At 42.9% G+C, this 19,034-nt stretch carries 22 protein-coding genes; all 22 read right to left on the reverse strand.

Features of this window, described 5'->3' with window-relative positions; all coding sequences use genetic code 11:
- Positions 1-14: 14 nt before the first annotated feature.
- On the reverse strand, positions 15-1,172 hold the full coding sequence (locus BR02_RS0104795; protein ID WP_031514729.1) for an iron-containing alcohol dehydrogenase: 1,158 nt from the start codon (positions 1,170-1,172) through the stop codon (positions 15-17).
- Between the two features lie 157 nt (positions 1,173-1,329).
- Complete coding sequence (locus BR02_RS0104800) at positions 1,330-1,806, reverse strand: chemotaxis protein CheX (protein ID WP_031514731.1); 477 nt, start codon at positions 1,804-1,806, stop codon at positions 1,330-1,332.
- Complete coding sequence (locus BR02_RS0104805; RefSeq protein ID WP_031514732.1) at positions 1,803-2,225, reverse strand: bacteriohemerythrin; 423 nt, start codon at positions 2,223-2,225, stop codon at positions 1,803-1,805. Before BR02_RS0104805 ends, BR02_RS0104800 begins: the two co-directional genes overlap by 4 nt.
- Positions 2,226-2,402: 177 nt before the next feature.
- Complete coding sequence (gene gltA, locus BR02_RS0104810) at positions 2,403-3,803, reverse strand: NADPH-dependent glutamate synthase (protein ID WP_031514734.1); 1,401 nt, start codon at positions 3,801-3,803, stop codon at positions 2,403-2,405.
- Entirely contained in the window at positions 3,781-4,638 is an 858-nt protein-coding gene (locus BR02_RS0104815) for a sulfide/dihydroorotate dehydrogenase-like FAD/NAD-binding protein (protein WP_031514736.1), read from the reverse strand. Before BR02_RS0104815 ends, gltA begins: the two co-directional genes overlap by 23 nt.
- Before the next feature lie 136 nt (positions 4,639-4,774).
- Complete coding sequence (locus BR02_RS0104820) at positions 4,775-5,395, reverse strand: sensor histidine kinase (protein WP_031514738.1); 621 nt, start codon at positions 5,393-5,395, stop codon at positions 4,775-4,777.
- Positions 5,392-5,985, reverse strand: coding sequence for an HD-GYP domain-containing protein (locus tag BR02_RS0104825; RefSeq protein WP_157834924.1), 594 nt, complete (start codon positions 5,983-5,985; stop codon positions 5,392-5,394). Before BR02_RS0104825 ends, BR02_RS0104820 begins: the two co-directional genes overlap by 4 nt.
- A gap of 162 nt (positions 5,986-6,147) precedes the next feature.
- Positions 6,148-6,873, reverse strand: coding sequence for a LytR/AlgR family response regulator transcription factor (locus BR02_RS0104830; RefSeq protein WP_031514742.1), 726 nt, complete (start codon positions 6,871-6,873; stop codon positions 6,148-6,150).
- 12 nt (positions 6,874-6,885) lie between these two features.
- Entirely contained in the window at positions 6,886-7,020 is a 135-nt protein-coding gene (locus tag BR02_RS15045) for a cyclic lactone autoinducer peptide (RefSeq protein WP_114638796.1), read from the reverse strand.
- Entirely contained in the window at positions 7,013-7,642 is a 630-nt protein-coding gene (locus BR02_RS0104840) for an accessory gene regulator ArgB-like protein (protein WP_031514744.1), read from the reverse strand. The genes BR02_RS15045 and BR02_RS0104840 overlap by 8 nt, the downstream gene beginning before the upstream one ends.
- Positions 7,623-8,396 (reverse strand): sensor histidine kinase, encoded by a 774-nt coding sequence (locus BR02_RS0104845; RefSeq protein ID WP_207640980.1) that lies wholly within the window; start codon positions 8,394-8,396, stop codon positions 7,623-7,625. The genes BR02_RS0104840 and BR02_RS0104845 overlap by 20 nt, the downstream gene beginning before the upstream one ends.
- Before the next feature lie 89 nt (positions 8,397-8,485).
- Positions 8,486-8,962: a hypothetical protein gene (locus BR02_RS14735; RefSeq protein WP_031514750.1), complete on the reverse strand. Its 477-nt coding sequence runs from the start codon at positions 8,960-8,962 to the stop codon at positions 8,486-8,488.
- 213 nt (positions 8,963-9,175) lie between these two features.
- The gene (locus BR02_RS0104855; protein WP_031514752.1) at positions 9,176-9,577 is read right to left on the reverse strand and encodes a PaaI family thioesterase; all 402 of its coding nucleotides are present in this window, start codon (positions 9,575-9,577) and stop codon (positions 9,176-9,178) included.
- 16 nt (positions 9,578-9,593) lie between these two features.
- Positions 9,594-10,787 carry a M24 family metallopeptidase gene (locus BR02_RS0104860; RefSeq protein ID WP_031514755.1) on the reverse strand — a complete coding sequence of 398 codons (1,194 nt, stop codon included), beginning with the start codon at positions 10,785-10,787 and terminating at the stop codon, positions 9,594-9,596.
- On the reverse strand, positions 10,784-11,632 hold the full coding sequence (locus BR02_RS0104865; RefSeq protein ID WP_031514758.1) for a patatin-like phospholipase family protein: 849 nt from the start codon (positions 11,630-11,632) through the stop codon (positions 10,784-10,786). The genes BR02_RS0104860 and BR02_RS0104865 overlap by 4 nt, the downstream gene beginning before the upstream one ends.
- 124 nt (positions 11,633-11,756) lie before the next feature.
- A complete protein-coding gene (thiI, locus tag BR02_RS0104870; RefSeq protein ID WP_031514760.1) occupies positions 11,757-12,959 on the reverse strand; it encodes a tRNA uracil 4-sulfurtransferase ThiI in 1,203 nt (400 codons plus the stop codon).
- Positions 12,952-14,127 carry a cysteine desulfurase family protein gene (locus tag BR02_RS0104875; protein ID WP_031514765.1) on the reverse strand — a complete coding sequence of 392 codons (1,176 nt, stop codon included), beginning with the start codon at positions 14,125-14,127 and terminating at the stop codon, positions 12,952-12,954. The genes thiI and BR02_RS0104875 overlap by 8 nt, the downstream gene beginning before the upstream one ends.
- A 120-nt stretch (positions 14,128-14,247) precedes the next feature.
- A complete protein-coding gene (locus tag BR02_RS0104885) occupies positions 14,248-15,030 on the reverse strand; it encodes an aspartate/glutamate racemase family protein (RefSeq protein WP_031514768.1) in 783 nt (260 codons plus the stop codon).
- A 27-nt stretch (positions 15,031-15,057) separates the two neighbouring features.
- The gene (locus BR02_RS0104890; RefSeq protein ID WP_031514769.1) at positions 15,058-16,029 is read right to left on the reverse strand and encodes an ABC transporter ATP-binding protein; all 972 of its coding nucleotides are present in this window, start codon (positions 16,027-16,029) and stop codon (positions 15,058-15,060) included.
- Positions 16,030-16,040: 11 nt separating this feature from the next.
- Positions 16,041-17,015 carry an oligopeptide/dipeptide ABC transporter ATP-binding protein gene (locus BR02_RS0104895; RefSeq protein ID WP_084170941.1) on the reverse strand — a complete coding sequence of 325 codons (975 nt, stop codon included), beginning with the start codon at positions 17,013-17,015 and terminating at the stop codon, positions 16,041-16,043.
- Positions 17,008-17,925 (reverse strand): ABC transporter permease, encoded by a 918-nt coding sequence (locus BR02_RS0104900; RefSeq protein ID WP_031514771.1) that lies wholly within the window; start codon positions 17,923-17,925, stop codon positions 17,008-17,010. Before BR02_RS0104900 ends, BR02_RS0104895 begins: the two co-directional genes overlap by 8 nt.
- Positions 17,925-18,947 (reverse strand): ABC transporter permease, encoded by a 1,023-nt coding sequence (locus BR02_RS0104905; RefSeq protein WP_031514772.1) that lies wholly within the window; start codon positions 18,945-18,947, stop codon positions 17,925-17,927. The genes BR02_RS0104900 and BR02_RS0104905 overlap by 1 nt, the downstream gene beginning before the upstream one ends.
- Positions 18,948-19,034: the final 87 nt, after the last annotated feature.

A 19,034-nucleotide genomic window follows, 5' to 3' on the forward strand; every position in this document is an offset into this window, starting at 1 on the left:
AGCTACCCCCTGTACTAAACCGAGTTTTTAAATATCTTTATAATTTCATTTACACCTGCATCCCTGGGGTTAGTAATTAAACAGGCGTCCTTGGCAGCATTAGTGCTCAAAGTATTAATGCAATTTTCTGTTAACCGGCAGCCTGCCTTGGAAAAGTTCTCCACAATACCAACTTCCCCGGCCAGCATCCTAACCGCTTCCACAGCACTTTTAGCTGAGTCCCGCAGGCTTAAATTGTGTATCGGCTGGCCCATGGCTTCTGCTATTTTAGCAAACCTTTCGGTGCAAGCCGGTATGTTGTACTCCATAACATAAGGAAGTAATATTGCGTTAGCCATCCCATGGGGAAGATTAAATTTCCCTCCCACCTGATGGGCCATGGCATGGACAGCACCAATAAGGGCATTGGATGCGGCAATGGCGGCAAGCAAGCTGGCCTTTGCCATGGCATCCTTAGCCTCAAGATTGGTCTTGCTGGAAACTGATTTTCCCAGATTTGCAGATATTAAACGGATTGCGGTTAACGCATAGGAATCGGTAAGAAAATTAGCAGCAATGGATACATATGCCTCTATGGCATGGGCCAGGGCGTCCATGCCGGTATTGGCTGTGAGTTCCGGATCCTTTGTAGTAAGTATTAGGGGGTCTGTCACAGATATGTCCGGAACCAGGGACTTGCTCATTATTATCATTTTAACTTTTCTCGCCGTATCCACTATCACTGTAAATTGAGTTATATCTGCTCCTGAACCCGCAGTGCTGGGAACCATTATCATAGGCGGTAGCGGGTTAGTTATTTTGTCCACCCCTTCATAATCATGAATTGTTCCCGGGTGCGTAGCCATTATGGCCACCGCCTTTGCCACATCAATGGGACTGCCCCCACCCACGGCAATTATAGCGTCACACTCACTGCCTGAATATGCCTGGGTGGCTTTTTCCACCTCATAATCGGTGGGGTTGGGGTTTAATTCGTGCCAAATTTCGTATTCTAAACCCTCTTGCCGCAAATATTTTATAGCAACATCAATCCACCCCGCTTCTACAATTCCAGGGTCGGTTACCAAAAAAACCTTTTCCGCTCCTACTCTCAAGGCACAGTAACCAATTTGTTCAATTGCTCCTCTGCCGAAAATTATTTCAGGGATTCTAAACTCTTTAATAAAATCCATTAAAGAACCTCCCAATAAATGTTTAATTAGTTTAGATTTCTATATTTAATTAACTTTTCCTTTTTATTGACAGGTTGATTTTTGAATGTTTCGATTTTTATTAATTATTTGAATTTTTATGTCGCAAAAAAGGGGCAGTGCTTACACCGCCCCGTCACTAAGCCTGTGGATTACGGTTTTCTTTTAAAAAGATATAAATTTCAAATTCACCTATGGGAGTTATTAATGGCAAAAGCAGTGCTTTTCCCGAGGCCATAGACATGGATTTGTTTACCCCCACAAATACCTGGGGCGGTACAATATCACAGGTAAGGTTGTTGGCTGTCAAATAGGTCATTGCATTGCCGCCCACTATGTTAGCCACTTCCCCCAAAGCCGACGAGACAAAGCTGTCAATTTCATCCATCTCCATGCCGGACATTATTTTAACCATTTCTAAAACCATTTCTTTGGGAAAGCTAAATAAAATTGTACCTTTAAGATCCCCGGTGACACCGATGACCACGTTGGCTTCCTTGCCCGGGACCATATCCTCAACAACACCCAGTTTCCCTTGCTCTGTTTCAATGGAAAGCATCAAGCGAAATACATCCTGGGTAGCCTGGTAAAAAGGATTTATATATTCTGCTCTCATTTACTTTCATCCCCCTGACTCTGCACATATTCTCCAATTTTTTGATCCATTGCAGCAACGTGCATAATCAACCACGTCATCAATTTGCCGCCAAACTCCTGCACCAGTTCTTCACTGTAACCTTCCTTATCAAGTCGTTCTGCGTACTGACCCACTGATGCTTTGAATTTTGCATGTGCTTTTTTATGGTTTTCAAGATCAGGGTAGTTGATGCTCTCTTGATATGCCTCTTCATCATCAAAATGAAATATGACATATTCCTGCATAAAGGCCATGGTTTCTTTCACCTGAGCCAATTTCTCCTCCCAATCAGTCTTTTGTTGAACTACTTGAATAAAAGCTGATACCCGGCGAAATAGCTCTTCATGTTGACGGTCAATGGTGTCTACACCGATTTTATATTTTTCTTTCCACATCATCGCCAATCACTCCCTTTACTCATCTCTGATTATAGGTAATGCTTCTACAAAAACCACAAAATTCCTACTAAGCTACAATACTTTAGTTAGTTAGAAAACAATAGCACCGGAAAGCTTGGCTTCCGCCTGCCCTTATCCGGACGCAAGCCAAGCTCTCTTTGGAGCGTAAATATCCGGCTAGTTTAACCTTTGCCCTTTACTTTGTAAATACTCATCTATGGCCTTTGCGGCCTTTTTACCGGCGCCCATGGCCATTATAACCGTCGCTGCGCCGGTGACCACATCGCCCCCGGCGTACACCCCTTCCATGGAGGTGCCCATGGTATCTTCATCCACCACTAATCCACCCCATTTATGGGCTTTAAGTCCTTGGGTTGTTTGGCGTATGAGTGGATTCGGTGATTGGCCTATGGCTATAATGACGGTATCTGCTTTAACGGTAAACTCAGAGCCCGGTTTTTCTATGGGGCGCCTTCTACCGGAGGCATCGGGCTTACCCAATTCCATTTCAACACATTTTACAGCCTTAACCCAACCATCTTCACCCATAATCTCAATGGGGTGGGTAAGGGTTTTGAATTCTATTCCTTCTTGCTGGGCGTGATCTATCTCTTCACGTCTGGCCGGCATTTCTTCCATACCACGGCGGTAGATAATACAGGTGTTTTTTGCACCCAGTCTTTTTGCCGTCCTGGCGGCATCCATGGCCACATTTCCGCCCCCAACCACCACTGCATTTTTACCAACATAAATAGGTGTGGGGTTGTTGGGAAAATCATACGCCTTCATTAAATTAACACGGGTAAGAAATTCATTGGCTGAATATACACCGTTAAGGTTTTCACCGGGTATTTCCATAAATTTAGGTAATCCGGCGCCGCTTGCCACAAACACGGCCTGATAGCCGTCTTCAAACAATTCCGGTATAGTTATTGAACGGCCAACAATTACGTTGGTAACAATCTCAACGCCCATATCCTTAATTTTCCTAATTTCTTTCTCTACCAACGACCTTGGCAGTCTAAACTCCGGTATGCCATAGAGCAGCACACCGCCGGGGGCATGCAGAGCCTCAAAAATGGTTACAGAATAGCCCATCCTTGCCAATTCCCCGGCACAGGTCAAACCGGCCGGGCCGGAACCCACCACCGCAACCCGGCCTACTCGCTTTTTGGCCACTGCACCGGTCAATTCCTTATCTCCGGCAAAGTCAGCTGCAAAACGTTCTAACCTTCCAATAGCCACCGGCTCACCCTTATTAGCACGGATACATTTTGCCTCACACTGACTTTCCTGGGGACAAACCCTGCCACAAATGGCCGGTAATGTGTTTTGCTTAAAGATAGTTTTATAGGCTTCCTCCGGTTTTCCCTCTGCTATTTTAGTAATAAATTCGGGAATAGGCACTCCCACCGGACACCCTTCTACGCAGCGGGCATTTTTACAGTTAAGGCAGCGCAGGGCTTCTTCCATGGCCTGTTTCTCTGTATAGCCCAAGGCCACCTCATCAAAGTTTTTTTTGCGTTCATGGGGAGGCTGTACAGGCATATCAACTTTATTGGGTCGCTTGCGGGGCATTGTTATCCCCTCCTTTCAACACACAGTGGTGTTCTGTGCATTTACTTTCCAAGTTCCGATACTTTGTTTGCCTCATCATGGCCTCGTCAAAATCCACTAAAAAACCGTCAAAGTCTGGGCCATCCACGCAGGCAAATTTAGTTTCCCCTCCCACAGTGACCCTGCATCCGCCGCACATCCCTGTGCCATCTATCATTATGGGATTAAGGGATACATGGGTGGGAATGTTGATGGTTTTGGTATAGTCCACCACTGCCTTCATCATCGGCAATGGACCGATGGCTATTACTTTGTCATACGAATACCGGCTTACTAAGTCTTTTAAACCGTCAACCACATTACCCTTCATGCCTCTGCTGCCGTCATCGGTGCAAACAAATACCTTTGCAAACCCTTGAAACTCTTCTTCAAGAATAACAAATTCATCGGATCTGCCCCCGAGTATGACATGGGTTTCAACCCCCATGGAGGCAAGTTTCTTTAGCTGGGGTAATAATGGGGCCGCACCAACGCCGCCGGCTACTCCCAGCACTCTTTTATATTTGCCGTCCAGCTCAGCCGGCACACCCAATGGCCCGGCACAATCACTGATATGGTCTCCCTCATTTTTTGTGCTGAGCTTGCGGGTGGAATAGCCCAGTTCTTGATAGACAATGGTTATTGAGTTTCTGTCACGATGATAATCCGCAATGGTAAGGGGAATTCTTTCCCCGTTTTCATCAACCCGTATAATAACAAACTGGCCCGGCTGGCAGCTTCTGGCCACGTAGGGTGCTTCTATTTCCATCAGGCACACCAAGGAATTTAACCGTTTTTTCTTCAATATCTTATACATATCATTCACCTTTCCCAAGCCGTGGAACAATAAAATCACTCTCTCAAATAATAATAGTTAATTATTATTATTAGAAAGAGTGATCTCTTTAATACCTTACACCGGGGTAACAAAAACGAAGCAGTTGCAAGAAAATTTAATTAATTTGCTTTTTAAATCTGACAAAAAATTGGGTCCCCCTGGAACCGGTTTTTATTTCATGGCTGGCTTTATATTTTGAAATAATATCTAAACAGGTGGCAAGTCCTAATCCTGTGCCGCACTCCTTTGTTGTAATAAAAGGGGTACCTATTTTATCAATCACATGTTGATTTATGCCATTGCCCTGATCTTCAACCACCAGCACCACCTTGTCAGTTTCCTGATATGTTTTTATTGTTAATCTGCCTTCGTCCATAGATTCCAACCCATTTAACACGAGGTTAATTATCAGGATGCGGGCTTCTTCTGCATCTATGTAGACATCCGGGATTTCCCCCAGGATTATTTTTAAGTCCTTTTTTTCCAGGGCAGCCTTTGCCCTTATCATGGGGTAGACTGATTTTATAACATCATTTAGGTTATTTAGTTTATATTTAACCGGTCTTGTTTTATCTTGTTTCATATACTCCTTCAACAATAAACTGGCCCTGTCAAGCTCCCCTAACATAATATTAAAATGTTTTTTGCAATGGTTACAGTCCCCCTTATCCCTCATTAAATAATGTATTATACCGCGCAAAATAGTGACCGAGTTTTTTAATTCGTGATTTATCATTCAATGGCCTCCCCCAATAAGAATGCATAATGGCTCTTCAAATCACCGGTGTTTATTTTTTTTAGGCATTGAATAAATTTATCCACTAGATATGGTTCAAATTGCGAACCTGAACAATTAAATAACTCTAATTTTGCTCCGGCCAGTGTCAAGTTGTCTTTATAGCATCTTTTGGATACCATTGCATCAAAACAATCAGCTATACAAATTATCCTGGCTGCCAGGGGTATTTCTTCTCCTTTTAACCCATAATACCCCTTACCGTCCCATCTTTCGTGGTGGTATTTAACTATGGGTAATAGATAGGTTAATTTGGCATACCTTAACAGTATTTCTTCCCCGTAGTGACAATGCTTTTTTATTTCCCGGAACTCACTCACAGTGAGTTTTCCTTTTTTATAAATGATGGAGTCATCTATACATATTTTACCGATATCATGTATCAAGCCGCCTAACATGATTTTGCCGGTCTCCCTTTGACTAAGTTTTAGTTCCTCAGATAAGAGCATACTTAGAAAAGCAACGTTTCCGGAATGAATCTGCAGATCCACCGGCATTAATTTAAGTAGCCCTCCCACTGGAGTTTGCAAGTTGTACCACCCCATGCAGTAATTATTCTTAGCTATGTTTTATTATCCATTAATTTGGATTTTATTTCTATATGTAAGGTTCTACTAGCCAATTTGAATGCTTAAATAACCATAATAAGATGCTTTCGTCTTATACCAGTGGTGTAAAAAAATTCACACCCCTTAAAAGGGTGTGAAAAACTTATCCCTGTGCTCTTCAAACTTATACCTGCTCATATAGGCATTTTTGTTGCTGCCATAAAACTCAATAAGATATGACCTGTTACCAATGTCTTTAATTTTTTTCACTTTGTGCAGGTTTACAATATAGGATTTGTGAACCCTTAAAAACTCATCCCCGATGGTATTTTCTATTTCTATAAGGGTATCATTTATTTCATACACATTGTTAGCGGTATGAATAAGGGATTTTTTGTCAATTTTTTCAACAAATATAATATCCTTCAGGGATACAAAAAACATTTCGTTTTTTTGCTTAATTAATATCTTTTCTTTTTTTTCTCTACATGCTTTCTTAGCAACTTTGCTTGCAAGGGTACTTATAACTTCCAATAACCTCTCCCTTTTTATCGGTTTTAAAATATAATCATAGGGATGTACCGCAAAGGAATCCACAGCATATTTTGAATAACCGGTTATAAAAACAAAGGTGGTATTGGGGTTATAATTATAAATAATTCTTGCCACATCAATGCCATTTAAACCCTCGACGGGGGCCAATTCAATGTCAAGCAAGGCAATTTGCGGCTTGTAATCCCTTGCAAAGCTTATTGCCTCGGCACCATTGGAAGTATCATAAACTTCCTTTACCAAAGGGTTTTCTAGCACCATCTTTTTGAGAAACCTTCTGGTATATTCCTCGTCTTCCAGCAGCAATATTTTTGCCATGATTAATCAACCTTATTTTTTTAAACTTTTAGGAGTATCGGGTTCATATAGCATCCAAATACTATTGATGCCGATACCGGTGCCGGCCACAAACATTAATGCACTGCCTAAACCGGTGAGAAGCATTGTTTTTAGCCCCTTAAACATGGCCATACCCCCTTTCTAATTTATTTAACATTATGTCTATTCTTTGGAGTACCTTATAACCCAGCGGTGTAATTAAAAAGAAGCCAGTCAGTACCCCCAGTGTTGCCGCAAAGGCATAGTGCAACATATTGGCATGTATTAAAAAGGCAAGACTAATCAACCAAATAACTATTACAATAAACACCTTAACCTTTTGTTTTCGCCTGAGCCTAACGTCCCTTATTACTTTTTTTTCTGTACCGGCAGGTACCCATTTATAGGTAGCATAGCAGCCCAATAACAGGGCTAAAGCAGCAGTAATAATCAATATGTTTACAGAAATATTTATTGTGGCTATTTTAGACAGGCCCAGTATCATGGCTGCCCCTACCACCAGGCACCTTGAATATGTGCCCAAGTGAACACCGCCACCGTAACGGCGGAGGAAAATAAAAAATAATGAATATGCCAACACCACTTCTAATATCCCGAGAATTAACGCCAGGGTTAATATTACTGTTAATTTAACTGTAGCACCAATAACAATCTGAAGCCCATAGGAGTACACTTCCACTTGGTCATTGGACACTTTCAACTGTTCTCCTAACCCCTGGGCAATTCTGTCAGATACTCCCTTTATCATTTGCCACCGCATCCTTATCAGGTATACATACTATAAACGAGGTTTTCTTATCCGAAATAACCTCTATATTACCATTATATTTTTTCACCAGTTTAGCCACTAAATAGAGACCATACCCCCGGGCCTCCGAGCCCTTAGTGGTGTAGCCGGCTTTAAAAATATTTTCTTTGTCTTGAATCCTAGGCCCTGAATTATGGACATATATTACAAAACTGTTGTTCTCATACTTTATTTCCACCGAAACTCTTTGATTATTATTATCTTGTATCGTTGCCTCAATGGCGTTATCTATCAAGTTGCCCATTATACTGCATAAATCCCAAGGCTCAACGCTAATTTTATTAATATCGCACTTTACAGCAACGGCAAAGTCAATGCCCTTGGATTCAGCCACCTTGCGCTTAGTATTAATTAATGCTGTAAATGCCGGATTGCCAATATACACTATGTCATCCGTGTGCCAGTAGTTGTCCACTATACCGTCAATATATTCCCTTGCCTTTCTTTCTTCATCTAAATATAACATGGCCTGAATAGTTTGAATGTGCCTTGTATGTTCATGTTTTTGTGTTTGCAACACCTTCAATAAATTTTCAATTTGCTGAAGATGTGTTTTTAACAGTCTAACTTCTAAAACTTTCTTTGCATTCTCCTCTATACCTTTAATAGAAAATACCACAAGACCACTCAAAATAACTACAACAATATTAATTAATGGTAAAAAACTTTTTAAAACCGCTATGTCCTCAGACATATATATTAAATGGTTAATAATTAATATGAATATGGTTTGCACAAGTATAGTTACTATTATCAATAATTGACTGCCCTTTAGCATACATTTCAAACCTCATGATGTATACTTAAGTCGTATATAACAAATCCACATTTATTTACTAACATATATATCCCAAGCATCACTATACACAACGGTATAAATGCTAATATTATTAATGCAGGATATAAAGATAATTCATTAAAGCTTACGTTTATTATACCCAAGATTACTGGAAGCATTAAACTTTGTAATACACCCTCAATTATAACTCCAGTCATTATACATATTAATGAGTGCCAAAATTTAATGTTAGTAATACTACTTACTAAAACAGCACTTATTAAGACAAAAGAGAATGTATGTATACCAAACGGTATGGGAAGCATTCTTATAAAAAACCCAAACATGCAACTTATCGATGAAATAATGATAATATGTTTTATACTAATATTTAGGTTGTAAAGTTTAAATCCAAGTAATATTACCAAAATTGCTTCTGGGATGCTTTGAAATAAAACGACGTACCATGGTATTGCATACATATTTCATCCTCCTTTAGAAAAATCAAGACATTTCTAAAGGAAATTAGACACTAAGACAAAAATTCCTTTATTGCCACTTTTTACAATATACTATTTTTTTAGCTCTACTCCTTTTAGCTCTCCCTAAATAACCAACTTATCGACTTAAATAGCATCTGTATCGGTCCTTTTAACCATAATGCAAAAAGGCATCACCTCTGTGATGCCCCTTAATTAAAACTCTATTCTATCTTCCTTCCTATACCCGGTAAAACTCAACTGGGCAATCAAATCATTATTATCATCGGACACATTAACCTTGTAGGTGCAGATTCTTTTAGAGGCCGATACTTCCTTTGCTTCAGCTATTAACACATTTCCTTTAGATGCCTTAAGATAAGCCACATTGGCATTAATGCCGACGGTTACTTTTCCCCCTGCATTGGAAGCCACTGCAAAGGCAAAGTCCGCTAAGGTAAAGATAACCCCTCCCTGGATCATATCCAAACCATTTCTGTGTTTGTCTGCAATTTCCAATTCAGTGACGGCATATCCGGGCTCTGCTTTAACAATCTTTATTCCCACATGGGCTGCAAATCTATCCCTTTCGAAGAACTTTTTTATCTTTGTGATCATCGGTAACCTCCATAAATCAATACACCGGTATTAGTCCCGGATTATCCCCGGTTATACACCGTCCGCCGTCGGGGGTAACTAAAAAAGTATTCTCTATCCCCACCATGCCCACCTTTGCTATTCCCTTTTTAGGTTCCAAGGCAAAGAACATTCCCTCTTGCATTGGTTTATTAAAACCCTTAGCAATAACCGGCATCTCATCTATATGCAGTCCAATTCCATGCCCTAAGAACTTAACTGTGCGTCCTCCAAATCCCATAAAGTTTTTCAGAAAATCCGTATCTAAACTGTCCATTATATGTTCATAGATCTCAGATGGTATAGCGCCGGGCTTTAGCATGGAGGCAATCTTATTTTGTATTTCAACACATCTGTTATGCTCGGCAATCACTTCATCGGGAAGGGGACTGCCAAACATATATGTCATTGTCTTGTCGGTATGGTAACCATCCACCCCACAGGCCACATCAATAAAAACTAAGTCTCCTTTTTTGAGCTTGCGCTCATGGCTTCCCAGTAAAGGTACCGCAGGGCTCATGCCATAATGACCACCGGGCCCGTTAAAATAGGTGGGGTAAATGGAACTTTCCCCAAAACAGACGTGTCCCAATATCATCTCACAGTCAAACATACTAAAACGTGCCAGGCCGTGATGCCCTTCACGCACCAGTATTGAAAACAATTCTGTGGCTAACTCTGTTTCGCTCATGCCTTCCCTAAGTATTTTAGGCACCATATCTTCAAATACCCGTTGGTGGATTTTACCTGACTCCAACATTAAAGATTGCTCATAGTCACTTTTTACCGACCTAATGGCCGCCAACTGGGCATCAAGGGATTTAACCTCTTTGACCGGGAAATATTTTTTAAACCGCTGAAGCATTGCCAGCGGCACCACCTCGGTCTCCATGTACACTTCCTGGGGAAAAGCACTGACTGCTGCGGCAGCATCACGGTAACTGTTCATTGGTTTGATATTTGGGAACAGGGACTCGTCCACTGCCCTCTCATAGCTGCGCCGCACCCATAATACCGCTTCATCGTCCCGGGGAATAAATAACATACCGTCTTGCATTGTCCCGGTGAAATAGTAGAGGTTTACCTTGCTGAAAATTACCGCCATCTGCCAATGGGCATCTGTTTCCGACATTTTACTTCTAAAACGGTTAATGCGGCTTTGTAATTCTTTTAATGGCACTTGTTTTTTCATGTTTTAATCCACTCCAACATTTCTTTATAATTCTTTTTAGCATCTTGATACCCGGCATCATATAGCCGGGCCAGTTTTTGTGGGTTTCTCTCAATTCTACTGACAGTAACGGGCCGCTCAGGGCGGATAACAAATACCTTTTTTTCTGATTGCAGTTTGTTAATATAATCCAGTGTTTCATTATAAACCTTATACTGGTTTTTCATCGCCCGATAAATATTTTCTTTATCCGGGTATAGCATTTTAGCAAACAATTTTATTTTAGACGGTTTTTTTCTATAGGTTCCGTCCCTGGTCAGTACAATTACATTTTTACTGTTGCCGTCTTCCTGGGACTTTCGAATTGGTATCGGGTCCACAATGCCACCGTCCATTAAATTTAATCCATTTAGCTTTACCGCAGTGCCTATCACCGGCAGACTGCTTGATGCTATCACCGCTGTGAGAAAATCCTTACAGCTCTCCTTTTCAAAATAAACCGTTTCACCGGTATCACAATCCATGGCATTGGTAACAAATCTCTGTTTAGATTGCCAAAAGGTTTGGTAATCAAAGGGCACTAATTTGTTTGGTATGTCATTGAAAATAAAGTCCATGCCAAAAACACCTTTGCCCTTAAGTAAATTAAAGTAATTTATGTATCTTTTATCAGAAGGGTAATTAAGATAAATTTCCAAATTGCGACCATATTGCTTTGAAATATAAGAAAGGGCGTTACAAGCCCCGGCAGAAACTCCTATTACATAAGGAAAGTAAAGATCCTTTTCAATAAAAAAGTCCAACACACCGGCAGTGTAAGCCCCTCTCATTCCGCCGCCTTCCAGTACCAATCCAACATGCTGCAAACTTGTTCACCTTCCACCCTTTTCTATTGTTACCAGGCTATTAATATGCTACTAGGTTAATACATTAACAGTCAAGGGGTAGAGCCAAATATTGCATGCTTTTAATACTTAAGGCGGCTATAAACTATTTTTCAATGAAGGTTAGTGTTTCGGTCCTTTCCAGTGCCTCCTCGATTAAGGTCTCCATGTCTAAAAGGCTTTCCACCTTGGCAATTTTACCCTTATTTGGCTTTACTGTAAGGGGTCCTTTGGGCAAAAACAAGGTGCAGCAATCTTCATGGGGCCGGATGGATATATCATAGCTGCCAATTTTACGTGCCAATTCCATAATCTCGCTTTTATCAAAGGCCACCAGGGGTCTTAACACCGGCATCTGTGTCACCTCGTTAATTACGGCCATGTTTTCCAGTGTTTGGCTGGATACCTGGCCCACACTTTCGCCGGTAATGAGCGCCAGGGCCTTGTTCCTCATTGCAATCCGTTGGGCAATACGAAACATGAAACGCCTCATCACCGTAATCCTTAAACTCTCTGGGCACAGCTTATGAATAGCCTTTTGGATTTCGGTAAAATGTACAAGGTGCAGTATAAATTGATCATCGTACTTTGCCAGCAGCCGGCATAAATCTTTCACCTTTTCCTTTGACTTTTCACCGGTAAAGGGGAAGCTGTGAAAGTGCACCGCCTCCAACGACACCCCTCTCTTCATGGCCATCCAGCCCGCAACCGGACTGTCTATTCCCCCGGACAGTAACAGTACACCCTTACCGTTTGCCCCCACCGGCAGGCCGCCGGCGCCCGGTATTGTTTCCGAAAAAATATATGCCTGGCCATGTCTCACATCCACCGATACCACCAATTGCGGATTGTGCAAATCTACCTTTAAACCCGGGATATTTTCCAGCAGATAGCCTCCCACTTTACTGGCCAGTTCCATGGAGTTTAAAGGGAATTTTTTATCCGCTCTCTTCACCGTCACTCGAAAACTGACCTCTGCCTCTTCCCCCGACTTGTTATCTTCTCTTTCTTTCATCGCCTTTAGCAAGGTTGCCTTAGCCGTATGATATATTGCCTCTTCCTCAGCATTTATCTGGGTTACCAGGCTAAAGGAGGCGATGCCAAAAATGGTTTTCAGCCTGCTAAAAGCCTCGTCGCGATCGATATTGCCGATATTAACCAGCATTCTGCACTGTAGTGTTTTTATCTTGATATGACCTAAGGGGCGCAGTAAGCGTTTCACGTGGTAAACCAGCTTATTTTCAAAATGATATCTGTTCCGCCCCTTTAATGCTATTTCTTCATAACGGATTAATATTAAGTTAGCCAAAACTGCGCAGCTCCTTTACAATCTCCTTTAGCTTATCAATAACAACACCGACCTGTTCGGGTGTGTTATGAGCACAAAAACTAAAACGAATGGCCCCTTCCTGCTCCACATCACTTAATCCCATGGCCCTTAGTACACCATTGTCGGATTTTTTTCTGGATGAGCAGGCTGAACCGGTAGAAACAAAAATTCCTTCACCCTCCAGAGCATGTAGTAACACTTCCCCCCTTAACCCAATAAAGGAAATGTTAGCAATATGCGGTGCCGAATACTTACTGCCGGGCATGGGCCCATTTAACCTGCACCGGGGTATGCTATCCAGTATTCCCTCCACCAGCATTTTTTTCATCTCTGCCATTTGTTCATTATTTTTATTTAAAGAATCTTCCAGCTCTGCAACTGCCACCCCAAAGCCGGCAATGGCAGGAACATTTTCTGTACCCCCACGAAGGCCAAATTCCTGCCCGCCACCATCTATTTGAATTTTAAGCCGGGTTCCCGCAGATAAATATAAGGCACCGATGCCTTTGGGACCATGGGCTTTATGGGCACTTAAAGACATTAAGTTAACACCGAGTTTTTCAGGATTTAAAGGTAGTTTGCCCAGGGCTTGTACAGCATCCACGTGCCAAATCGGTAATTTATTATTATTTCTCACCGTCTTTATTATTGAGGACAATTCTTCCAAGGGCTGAATTGACCCGGTTTCATTGTTTACATACATGGTACTGATTAAAATGGTGTCTTCACGCAAAGCCCTATGTAAATCTTCCGGCAGCAGCACACCCTCGTTATTCACCGGCAGGTATGTTACCTCAAAACCCTCTAGCTCCAACTGTCCGCACACCTTTAACACAGCCGGGTGTTCTATTTGGGTGGTAATGATGTGCTTACCCCGGTTGGCATAGGAGTAGGCCGCCCCTTTAATTGCTAAATTGTTGGCCTCGGTACCCCCGGAGGTGAAAATAATCTCCTTGGTCCCGGCCTTTAGTATTCTTGCCACTTGCTCCCTGGCCGTGTTCACCGCCTTCTCTGCCTCTACCCCTAAACGATGCACCGAAGAAGGGTTGCCATATATATTTGTCAGGCACTCTATCATGGCCTTCACTACACCAGGCGAGGGTTTGGTGGTGGCACTGTTATCAAGATATATCAACTGTTTCAACATATAACCCCCTTATAGTAATTTTTTTATATTTTACTACAAATACCTTCTTTTTTATAAAATTATATACCGGCTCCTTCGTTGACACAAAAATGGGGTGGATAATTACCCACCCCATTTAACTTATTTTTTACTCCACAAACCAGGGATATTATATTGTTCTTCTATACCCCATTCCATTATTTCCTCAACCCTTGGCCTTTCCCCGCCACCTATTTTGCTGTGGGACCAACCAAAGCGTTTCTTCATATCCACCAAATATTCTGCATGTTTAAAAGGTGCCAGCACCACATCGATAACCGGCACTCCCAGTTCCTTTTGCAGCTGCCGGTAAAAACCAAACTGAACGGTACATCCCAGTATGATCGCCTCTGCACCGTCCTCTTCCACCGCCCGCCGGGCCTCTTCCCTTAGCCGCTGTTCGGTAAAGTTTTCATCGGCGTGGAACTCCAGCACCCCTAAGCCCAGTGCTCTAAATGATGCCAATTTATCTCTATATCCGTATTGATATACATTTCTGCGCATGGCAGGTACCCATTTTTGGCGACCGACAATGATAGAAAAACTATCGCCCAGGCTGGCAGCAATTTGCATCGATGCTTCAGCCGGACCGGTGACTATCATGTCATCCACCACTTCCCTGGCCACCGACAGAAAGGGGTCATAAAAACAACCGATTACCGCTGCATCATAACCGTCCTTTTCAGCCTGCATAACGGTGTGCAGCATATCGGCGGCAACCAGCGACTCATAGTAATGATACTCCAAATGATGGGGGCCTCTTTTCAACGAGATTACCTCAACCTCAGTGGTATCCCGTTTAGCTTCCTTGAGCATGTTTTTTACGTCCTTATCCCAGGTGCTGTGGCCCACCGGATTTATAAACAGAATTTTATCCTTACTCATCTTTACACCACCTCTTAAACATTTACTTTACCCATAGGCATGGCAGCGTACAAAGTGTCCCGCAGAGGCTTCCACCATTTTAGGATCCTCTTTCATGCACAGCTCTGTCTTCTCGGGACAGCGCAGGTGGAAACTGCACCCCGGGGGAACATTAACCGGCGACGGTATCTCACCGGTGGATTCAACTTTCTTCGGTTTGAAGGCCTCTTCCGCTTCAGAAACCACCGGAATAGAAGATAATAACATTCTGGTATAGGGGTGTAAAGGGTTGACAAAAAAGTCATCGGTTTTGGCCATCTCACAAATTTTACCTAAATACATGATGGCAACCCTGGTGGCAATATTTCTCATCAAGCTCAGGTCGTGGGTAATAAAGAGATAAGTCAGTTCCCTTTCTTTCTGCAGCTTAATCAACATGTTAATAATTTTAGCTTGAATGGAAACATCCAGCGCCGAAGTGGGTTCGTCTAAAATAATAAACTTTGGATCAGATGCCAAGGCCCGGGCTATGGAAATCATCTGCCTTTCACCGCCACCCATGGCGGTTGGCGACTTGTATAGATAACTGGGCGAAAGCTCCACCAATTTCAGCAGGTCTATTATTTTTTGGGTAATATCCCCGTTGCCCCCTGTTTTGTGCACAGTAAAGGGCAGCTCTAATATCTGCTTTATTGTTTGATGGCTGTTTAAGGATGAGCCCGGGTCTTGAAAGACTATTTGCAGATCCTTCTTCAGCGACAAGGGCCTTTTTTCACTGGGAATGCTGATATCCCGGCCCTCAAAAAGTATCTGCCCACCGGTGGGCTGATACATACCCACAGTGGTATAGGCGATGGTGCTTTTACCCGAGCCTGATTCGCCCACCAAACCCATAATTTCACCCTTCTGTATATTGAGGTTTACGCCGTCAACTGCTTTGACGTACACCTTCTTGCCCCCGGGACCGTTCACAGGAAAATATGTTTTTAAGTCTTTTAACGTCAATATATCTTGGGACATTTATACACCTCCTAGATATGGAAACAGGCCACCCGGTGACCGTCCCCAGTATCAAGTAAAGTGGGTTTCTCTTCTTTACATCTGCTTGTTGCCCTGGGGCAGCGAGGGTTGAAACGACATCCGGTGGGCGGGTCAGTATAATCAGGAATACTGCCAAAAATACCTTCAGATAAGCCGCCACCGCTCAACTTCGGTACTGATTCCATCAAGCCAACGGTATAAGGGTGTAGGGGGCGGGCAAAAAGATCGCTGGTTTTGGCCACTTCCACAATATTGCCGGCATACATCACATAGATGCGGTCTGTCATTTCCCTGGCCACCCCCAACGAGTGGGTAATCATCACCAGCGACATGCCCTTTTTCTCCACCAGGCCCCTCAGTAAACGGTGTACCTGATCTTGAATGGTTACATCAAGGGCGGTACCCGGCTCGTCGGCAATTAATAAATCCCTTGGGGTCATGATAGACATGGCAATACAAATGCGCTGTTTCATTCCGCCGCTTAGCTGATTAGGGTAACTCTCAAGAATTCTCTCCGGGTCAGGTATATAAACCTCTCTAATAGCCTGGGCAGCAATGCTTTTAATTTCTTTCTTTGTTAATTTATTGCCGCCTTCGTTGGCATATTTAATAACATCATACAGCTGGGTGCCAATGGTAAACACCGGATTAAGCGCAGCCGAAGGTTCCTGAAAAATCATTGAAATACCTTTGGTACGAACTCGCTGCAGGTCTGCCGGGCTCATTTTTAATATATCCTGCCCTTTAAAAAGCACTTCCCCCTGGGGTATGTGTATCTGGTGTTCAGGAAGAATTCTAAGCACCGATCGCATGGTGGTGGTTTTTCCACAACCGGCTTCGCCCACCAAACCCACCTTTTCCCCTTTGTTCACATGGAGGTTTACCCCTTCCAGAACCTTTGAGTAACCGCCAAAGGTACGATACCAGACCTTGAGTTCTTTAATGTCTAAAATTGGGTTACTCACGTTCATTCTCCCCTTTCGAGAGCATATCGCGTATTCCGTCTCCTAAAAAGTTAAATCCGAGAATAATAGTCATAATAGCCAGGGAAGGGAAGATAGTCATCCACCACATATCAGGCATGTACCGCGATCCGTCAGCCACCATTTGACCCAGTGCCGGGGTAGGTGCCTGTTCACCCAAACCAACAAAACTTAAAGAAGCGCCAATCAAAATAACCCAACCCACATCCAGCGCCATTTTTGTAAAAATAGGCGACAGACAATTGGGTAATATTTCCTTAAATAAAATGTGCACCTTGCTGGCTCCGGTTAGTTCGGCAGAAATGACAAAATATTCATTACTTAATGAAGTGGCCATACCGTAAACCAAACGGCAGTACCAGGGCCACCACATTACAGTCACCGCCAGCATGGCATTCATTAAATTAGGCTTAAGCACTGCACAGATGGCCAGCGCCAAAATCAGTGGGGGTACCGCAAGAAAGATGTCTGTGGTACGCATGATCACGGTATCTATCCAGGAACCCCGGTAATAACCGGCCAACAGTCCCAACAGCACACCCACGGGTACAGATATGGCTAACACCATTGCCGGCATTAGCAGAGCGCCCTGGAAGGCAAAGACAATCCTTGTGAAAATATCTCGCCCAAAAACATCAGTACCCATTATATGGCTTGACGAAGGAGCTATACTGGCACTTTTGTAATCCACAAACTCCCCGGCATGATGGGGGTAAGGAGTGATAAATGGGGCCAGTATGGCAGCAAAAACCACTGTTACCACTATGACTAAGCCAATCACCGAAAGCTTGTTGCGTGAAAACTTATACCAGTTTTTATGCAGTGCATTCTTTATCCTCACAGACCTGGGAGGAAGTGAATAATCTATGGGTTTTTGTACGTCTGTTTGCATTAGGTCTTCCCTCCCAACCGAATACGTGGATCAAGGTAAGCCACTATTAGGTCCACAATGATATTCACGATAACAAAAATTAAGCCAAAGACAATAATAACCGCTGATATGGCATTTAAATCCTTTTGCAGCATGGCATTCATGCCATAACGGGAAATACCCGGCCAGTTAAAAATTACCTCAACTAAAAAGGCATTGCCCATCAGTGAAGCTAAGTCCAAGCCCATTACAGATACCGCCGGTATTAACGAAGGCTTCAACAAATACTTGTGCATAATCACCCTGTTAGGAACGCCATAACCGGTAACCGCTGCAACGTAATCTTTACTCATATTGTCAGTCATGGCCGATCTAATCAATCGCGCTTCTTGGAACATAGGCCCCACAGACAATGCTATTGCCGGTAAAATCAAATGTTTTAAGGCATCCCAAAAGGCGGTAAAATTTCCGGTAAATAAACTGTCTATGGTAATTAAACCGGTGATTGTGGGCGGGGCCATAATACCCGGACTAAGCCTACCCAGAACCGGGATTACCGGCCATATATAGCCGAAGATTAATAGCAATAAAACCGCCAGCACAAAGGACGGTACCGCCACCCCGGAATAAGCCATAACCCGTATCAAGGTATCTATCCATGAGTCTCGATATTTAGCCGCCAGTGACCCAAACAAGATAGAAAAGATTATCATAATAATTGCTGATATCATAACCAGCTCTAGGGTGGCGGGCAAAAACTCCTTAATATCCTCTGCAACGGCACGTTTTGTGGTCAATGATTGTCCCAGATCACCGGTGGCCACCCCTTTAACCCAATAATAATACTGGGTGGGTATCGGTTTGTCCAAATGCATTTCCTTCTCCAAGGCTTCGATGGCAAATTGGGGTGCACTGGGCCCCAGCGCCATACGTGCCACGTCACCGGGAACTATTCGTGCAATGACAAATATTACAATGGAAAGTCCCACCAGTACAAAAACGGAGAGCAGCAGTCTTTTCAATAAATAATTGCGGAGATTCATACAGTGCCTCCTCTAACATATTGCAATGTAAAAACCATGATAAATTCCAATGGTGACTCCAATGATACAGGAGTCACCATTGGTTGT

Origin of the sequence: Desulfofalx alkaliphila DSM 12257 (assembly GCF_000711975.1) — a bacterium.
Lineage (GTDB): Bacteria > Bacillota > Desulfotomaculia > Desulfotomaculales > Desulfohalotomaculaceae > Desulfofalx > Desulfofalx alkaliphila.

What these genes read in the sequence shown, in the direction of transcription:
- BR02_RS0104855 (WP_031514752.1), bottom strand. Translation starts at nt 9,577, where the DNA reads ATGATCACAAAGATAAAAAAGTTCTTCGAAAGGGATAGATTTGCAGCC.
- BR02_RS0104795 (WP_031514729.1), bottom strand. Translation starts at nt 1,172, where the DNA reads ATGGATTTTATTAAAGAGTTTAGAATCCCTGAAATAATTTTCGGCAGA.
- gltA (WP_031514734.1), bottom strand. Translation starts at nt 3,803, where the DNA reads ATGCCCCGCAAGCGACCCAATAAAGTTGATATGCCTGTACAGCCTCCC.
- BR02_RS0104900 (WP_031514771.1), bottom strand. Translation starts at nt 17,925, where the DNA reads ATGCAAACAGACGTACAAAAACCCATAGATTATTCACTTCCTCCCAGG.
- BR02_RS0104890 (WP_031514769.1), bottom strand. Translation starts at nt 16,029, where the DNA reads ATGTCCCAAGATATATTGACGTTAAAAGACTTAAAAACATATTTTCCT.
- BR02_RS0104815 (WP_031514736.1), bottom strand. Translation starts at nt 4,638, where the DNA reads ATGTATAAGATATTGAAGAAAAAACGGTTAAATTCCTTGGTGTGCCTG.
- BR02_RS0104805 (WP_031514732.1), bottom strand. Translation starts at nt 2,225, where the DNA reads ATGATGTGGAAAGAAAAATATAAAATCGGTGTAGACACCATTGACCGT.
- BR02_RS0104820 (WP_031514738.1), bottom strand. Translation starts at nt 5,395, where the DNA reads ATGATAAATCACGAATTAAAAAACTCGGTCACTATTTTGCGCGGTATA.
- BR02_RS0104800 (WP_031514731.1), bottom strand. Translation starts at nt 1,806, where the DNA reads ATGAGAGCAGAATATATAAATCCTTTTTACCAGGCTACCCAGGATGTA.
- BR02_RS0104885 (WP_031514768.1), bottom strand. Translation starts at nt 15,030, where the DNA reads ATGAGTAAGGATAAAATTCTGTTTATAAATCCGGTGGGCCACAGCACC.
- BR02_RS0104840 (WP_031514744.1), bottom strand. Translation starts at nt 7,642, where the DNA reads ATGATAAAGGGAGTATCTGACAGAATTGCCCAGGGGTTAGGAGAACAG.
- BR02_RS0104905 (WP_031514772.1), bottom strand. Translation starts at nt 18,947, where the DNA reads ATGAATCTCCGCAATTATTTATTGAAAAGACTGCTGCTCTCCGTTTTT.
- BR02_RS15045 (WP_114638796.1), bottom strand. Translation starts at nt 7,020, where the DNA reads ATGTTTAAGGGGCTAAAAACAATGCTTCTCACCGGTTTAGGCAGTGCA.
- BR02_RS0104860 (WP_031514755.1), bottom strand. Translation starts at nt 10,787, where the DNA reads ATGAAAAAACAAGTGCCATTAAAAGAATTACAAAGCCGCATTAACCGT.
- BR02_RS0104830 (WP_031514742.1), bottom strand. Translation starts at nt 6,873, where the DNA reads ATGGCAAAAATATTGCTGCTGGAAGACGAGGAATATACCAGAAGGTTT.
- BR02_RS0104875 (WP_031514765.1), bottom strand. Translation starts at nt 14,127, where the DNA reads ATGTTGAAACAGTTGATATATCTTGATAACAGTGCCACCACCAAACCC.
- BR02_RS0104845 (WP_207640980.1), bottom strand. Translation starts at nt 8,396, where the DNA reads ATGTCTGAGGACATAGCGGTTTTAAAAAGTTTTTTACCATTAATTAAT.
- BR02_RS14735 (WP_031514750.1), bottom strand. Translation starts at nt 8,962, where the DNA reads ATGTATGCAATACCATGGTACGTCGTTTTATTTCAAAGCATCCCAGAA.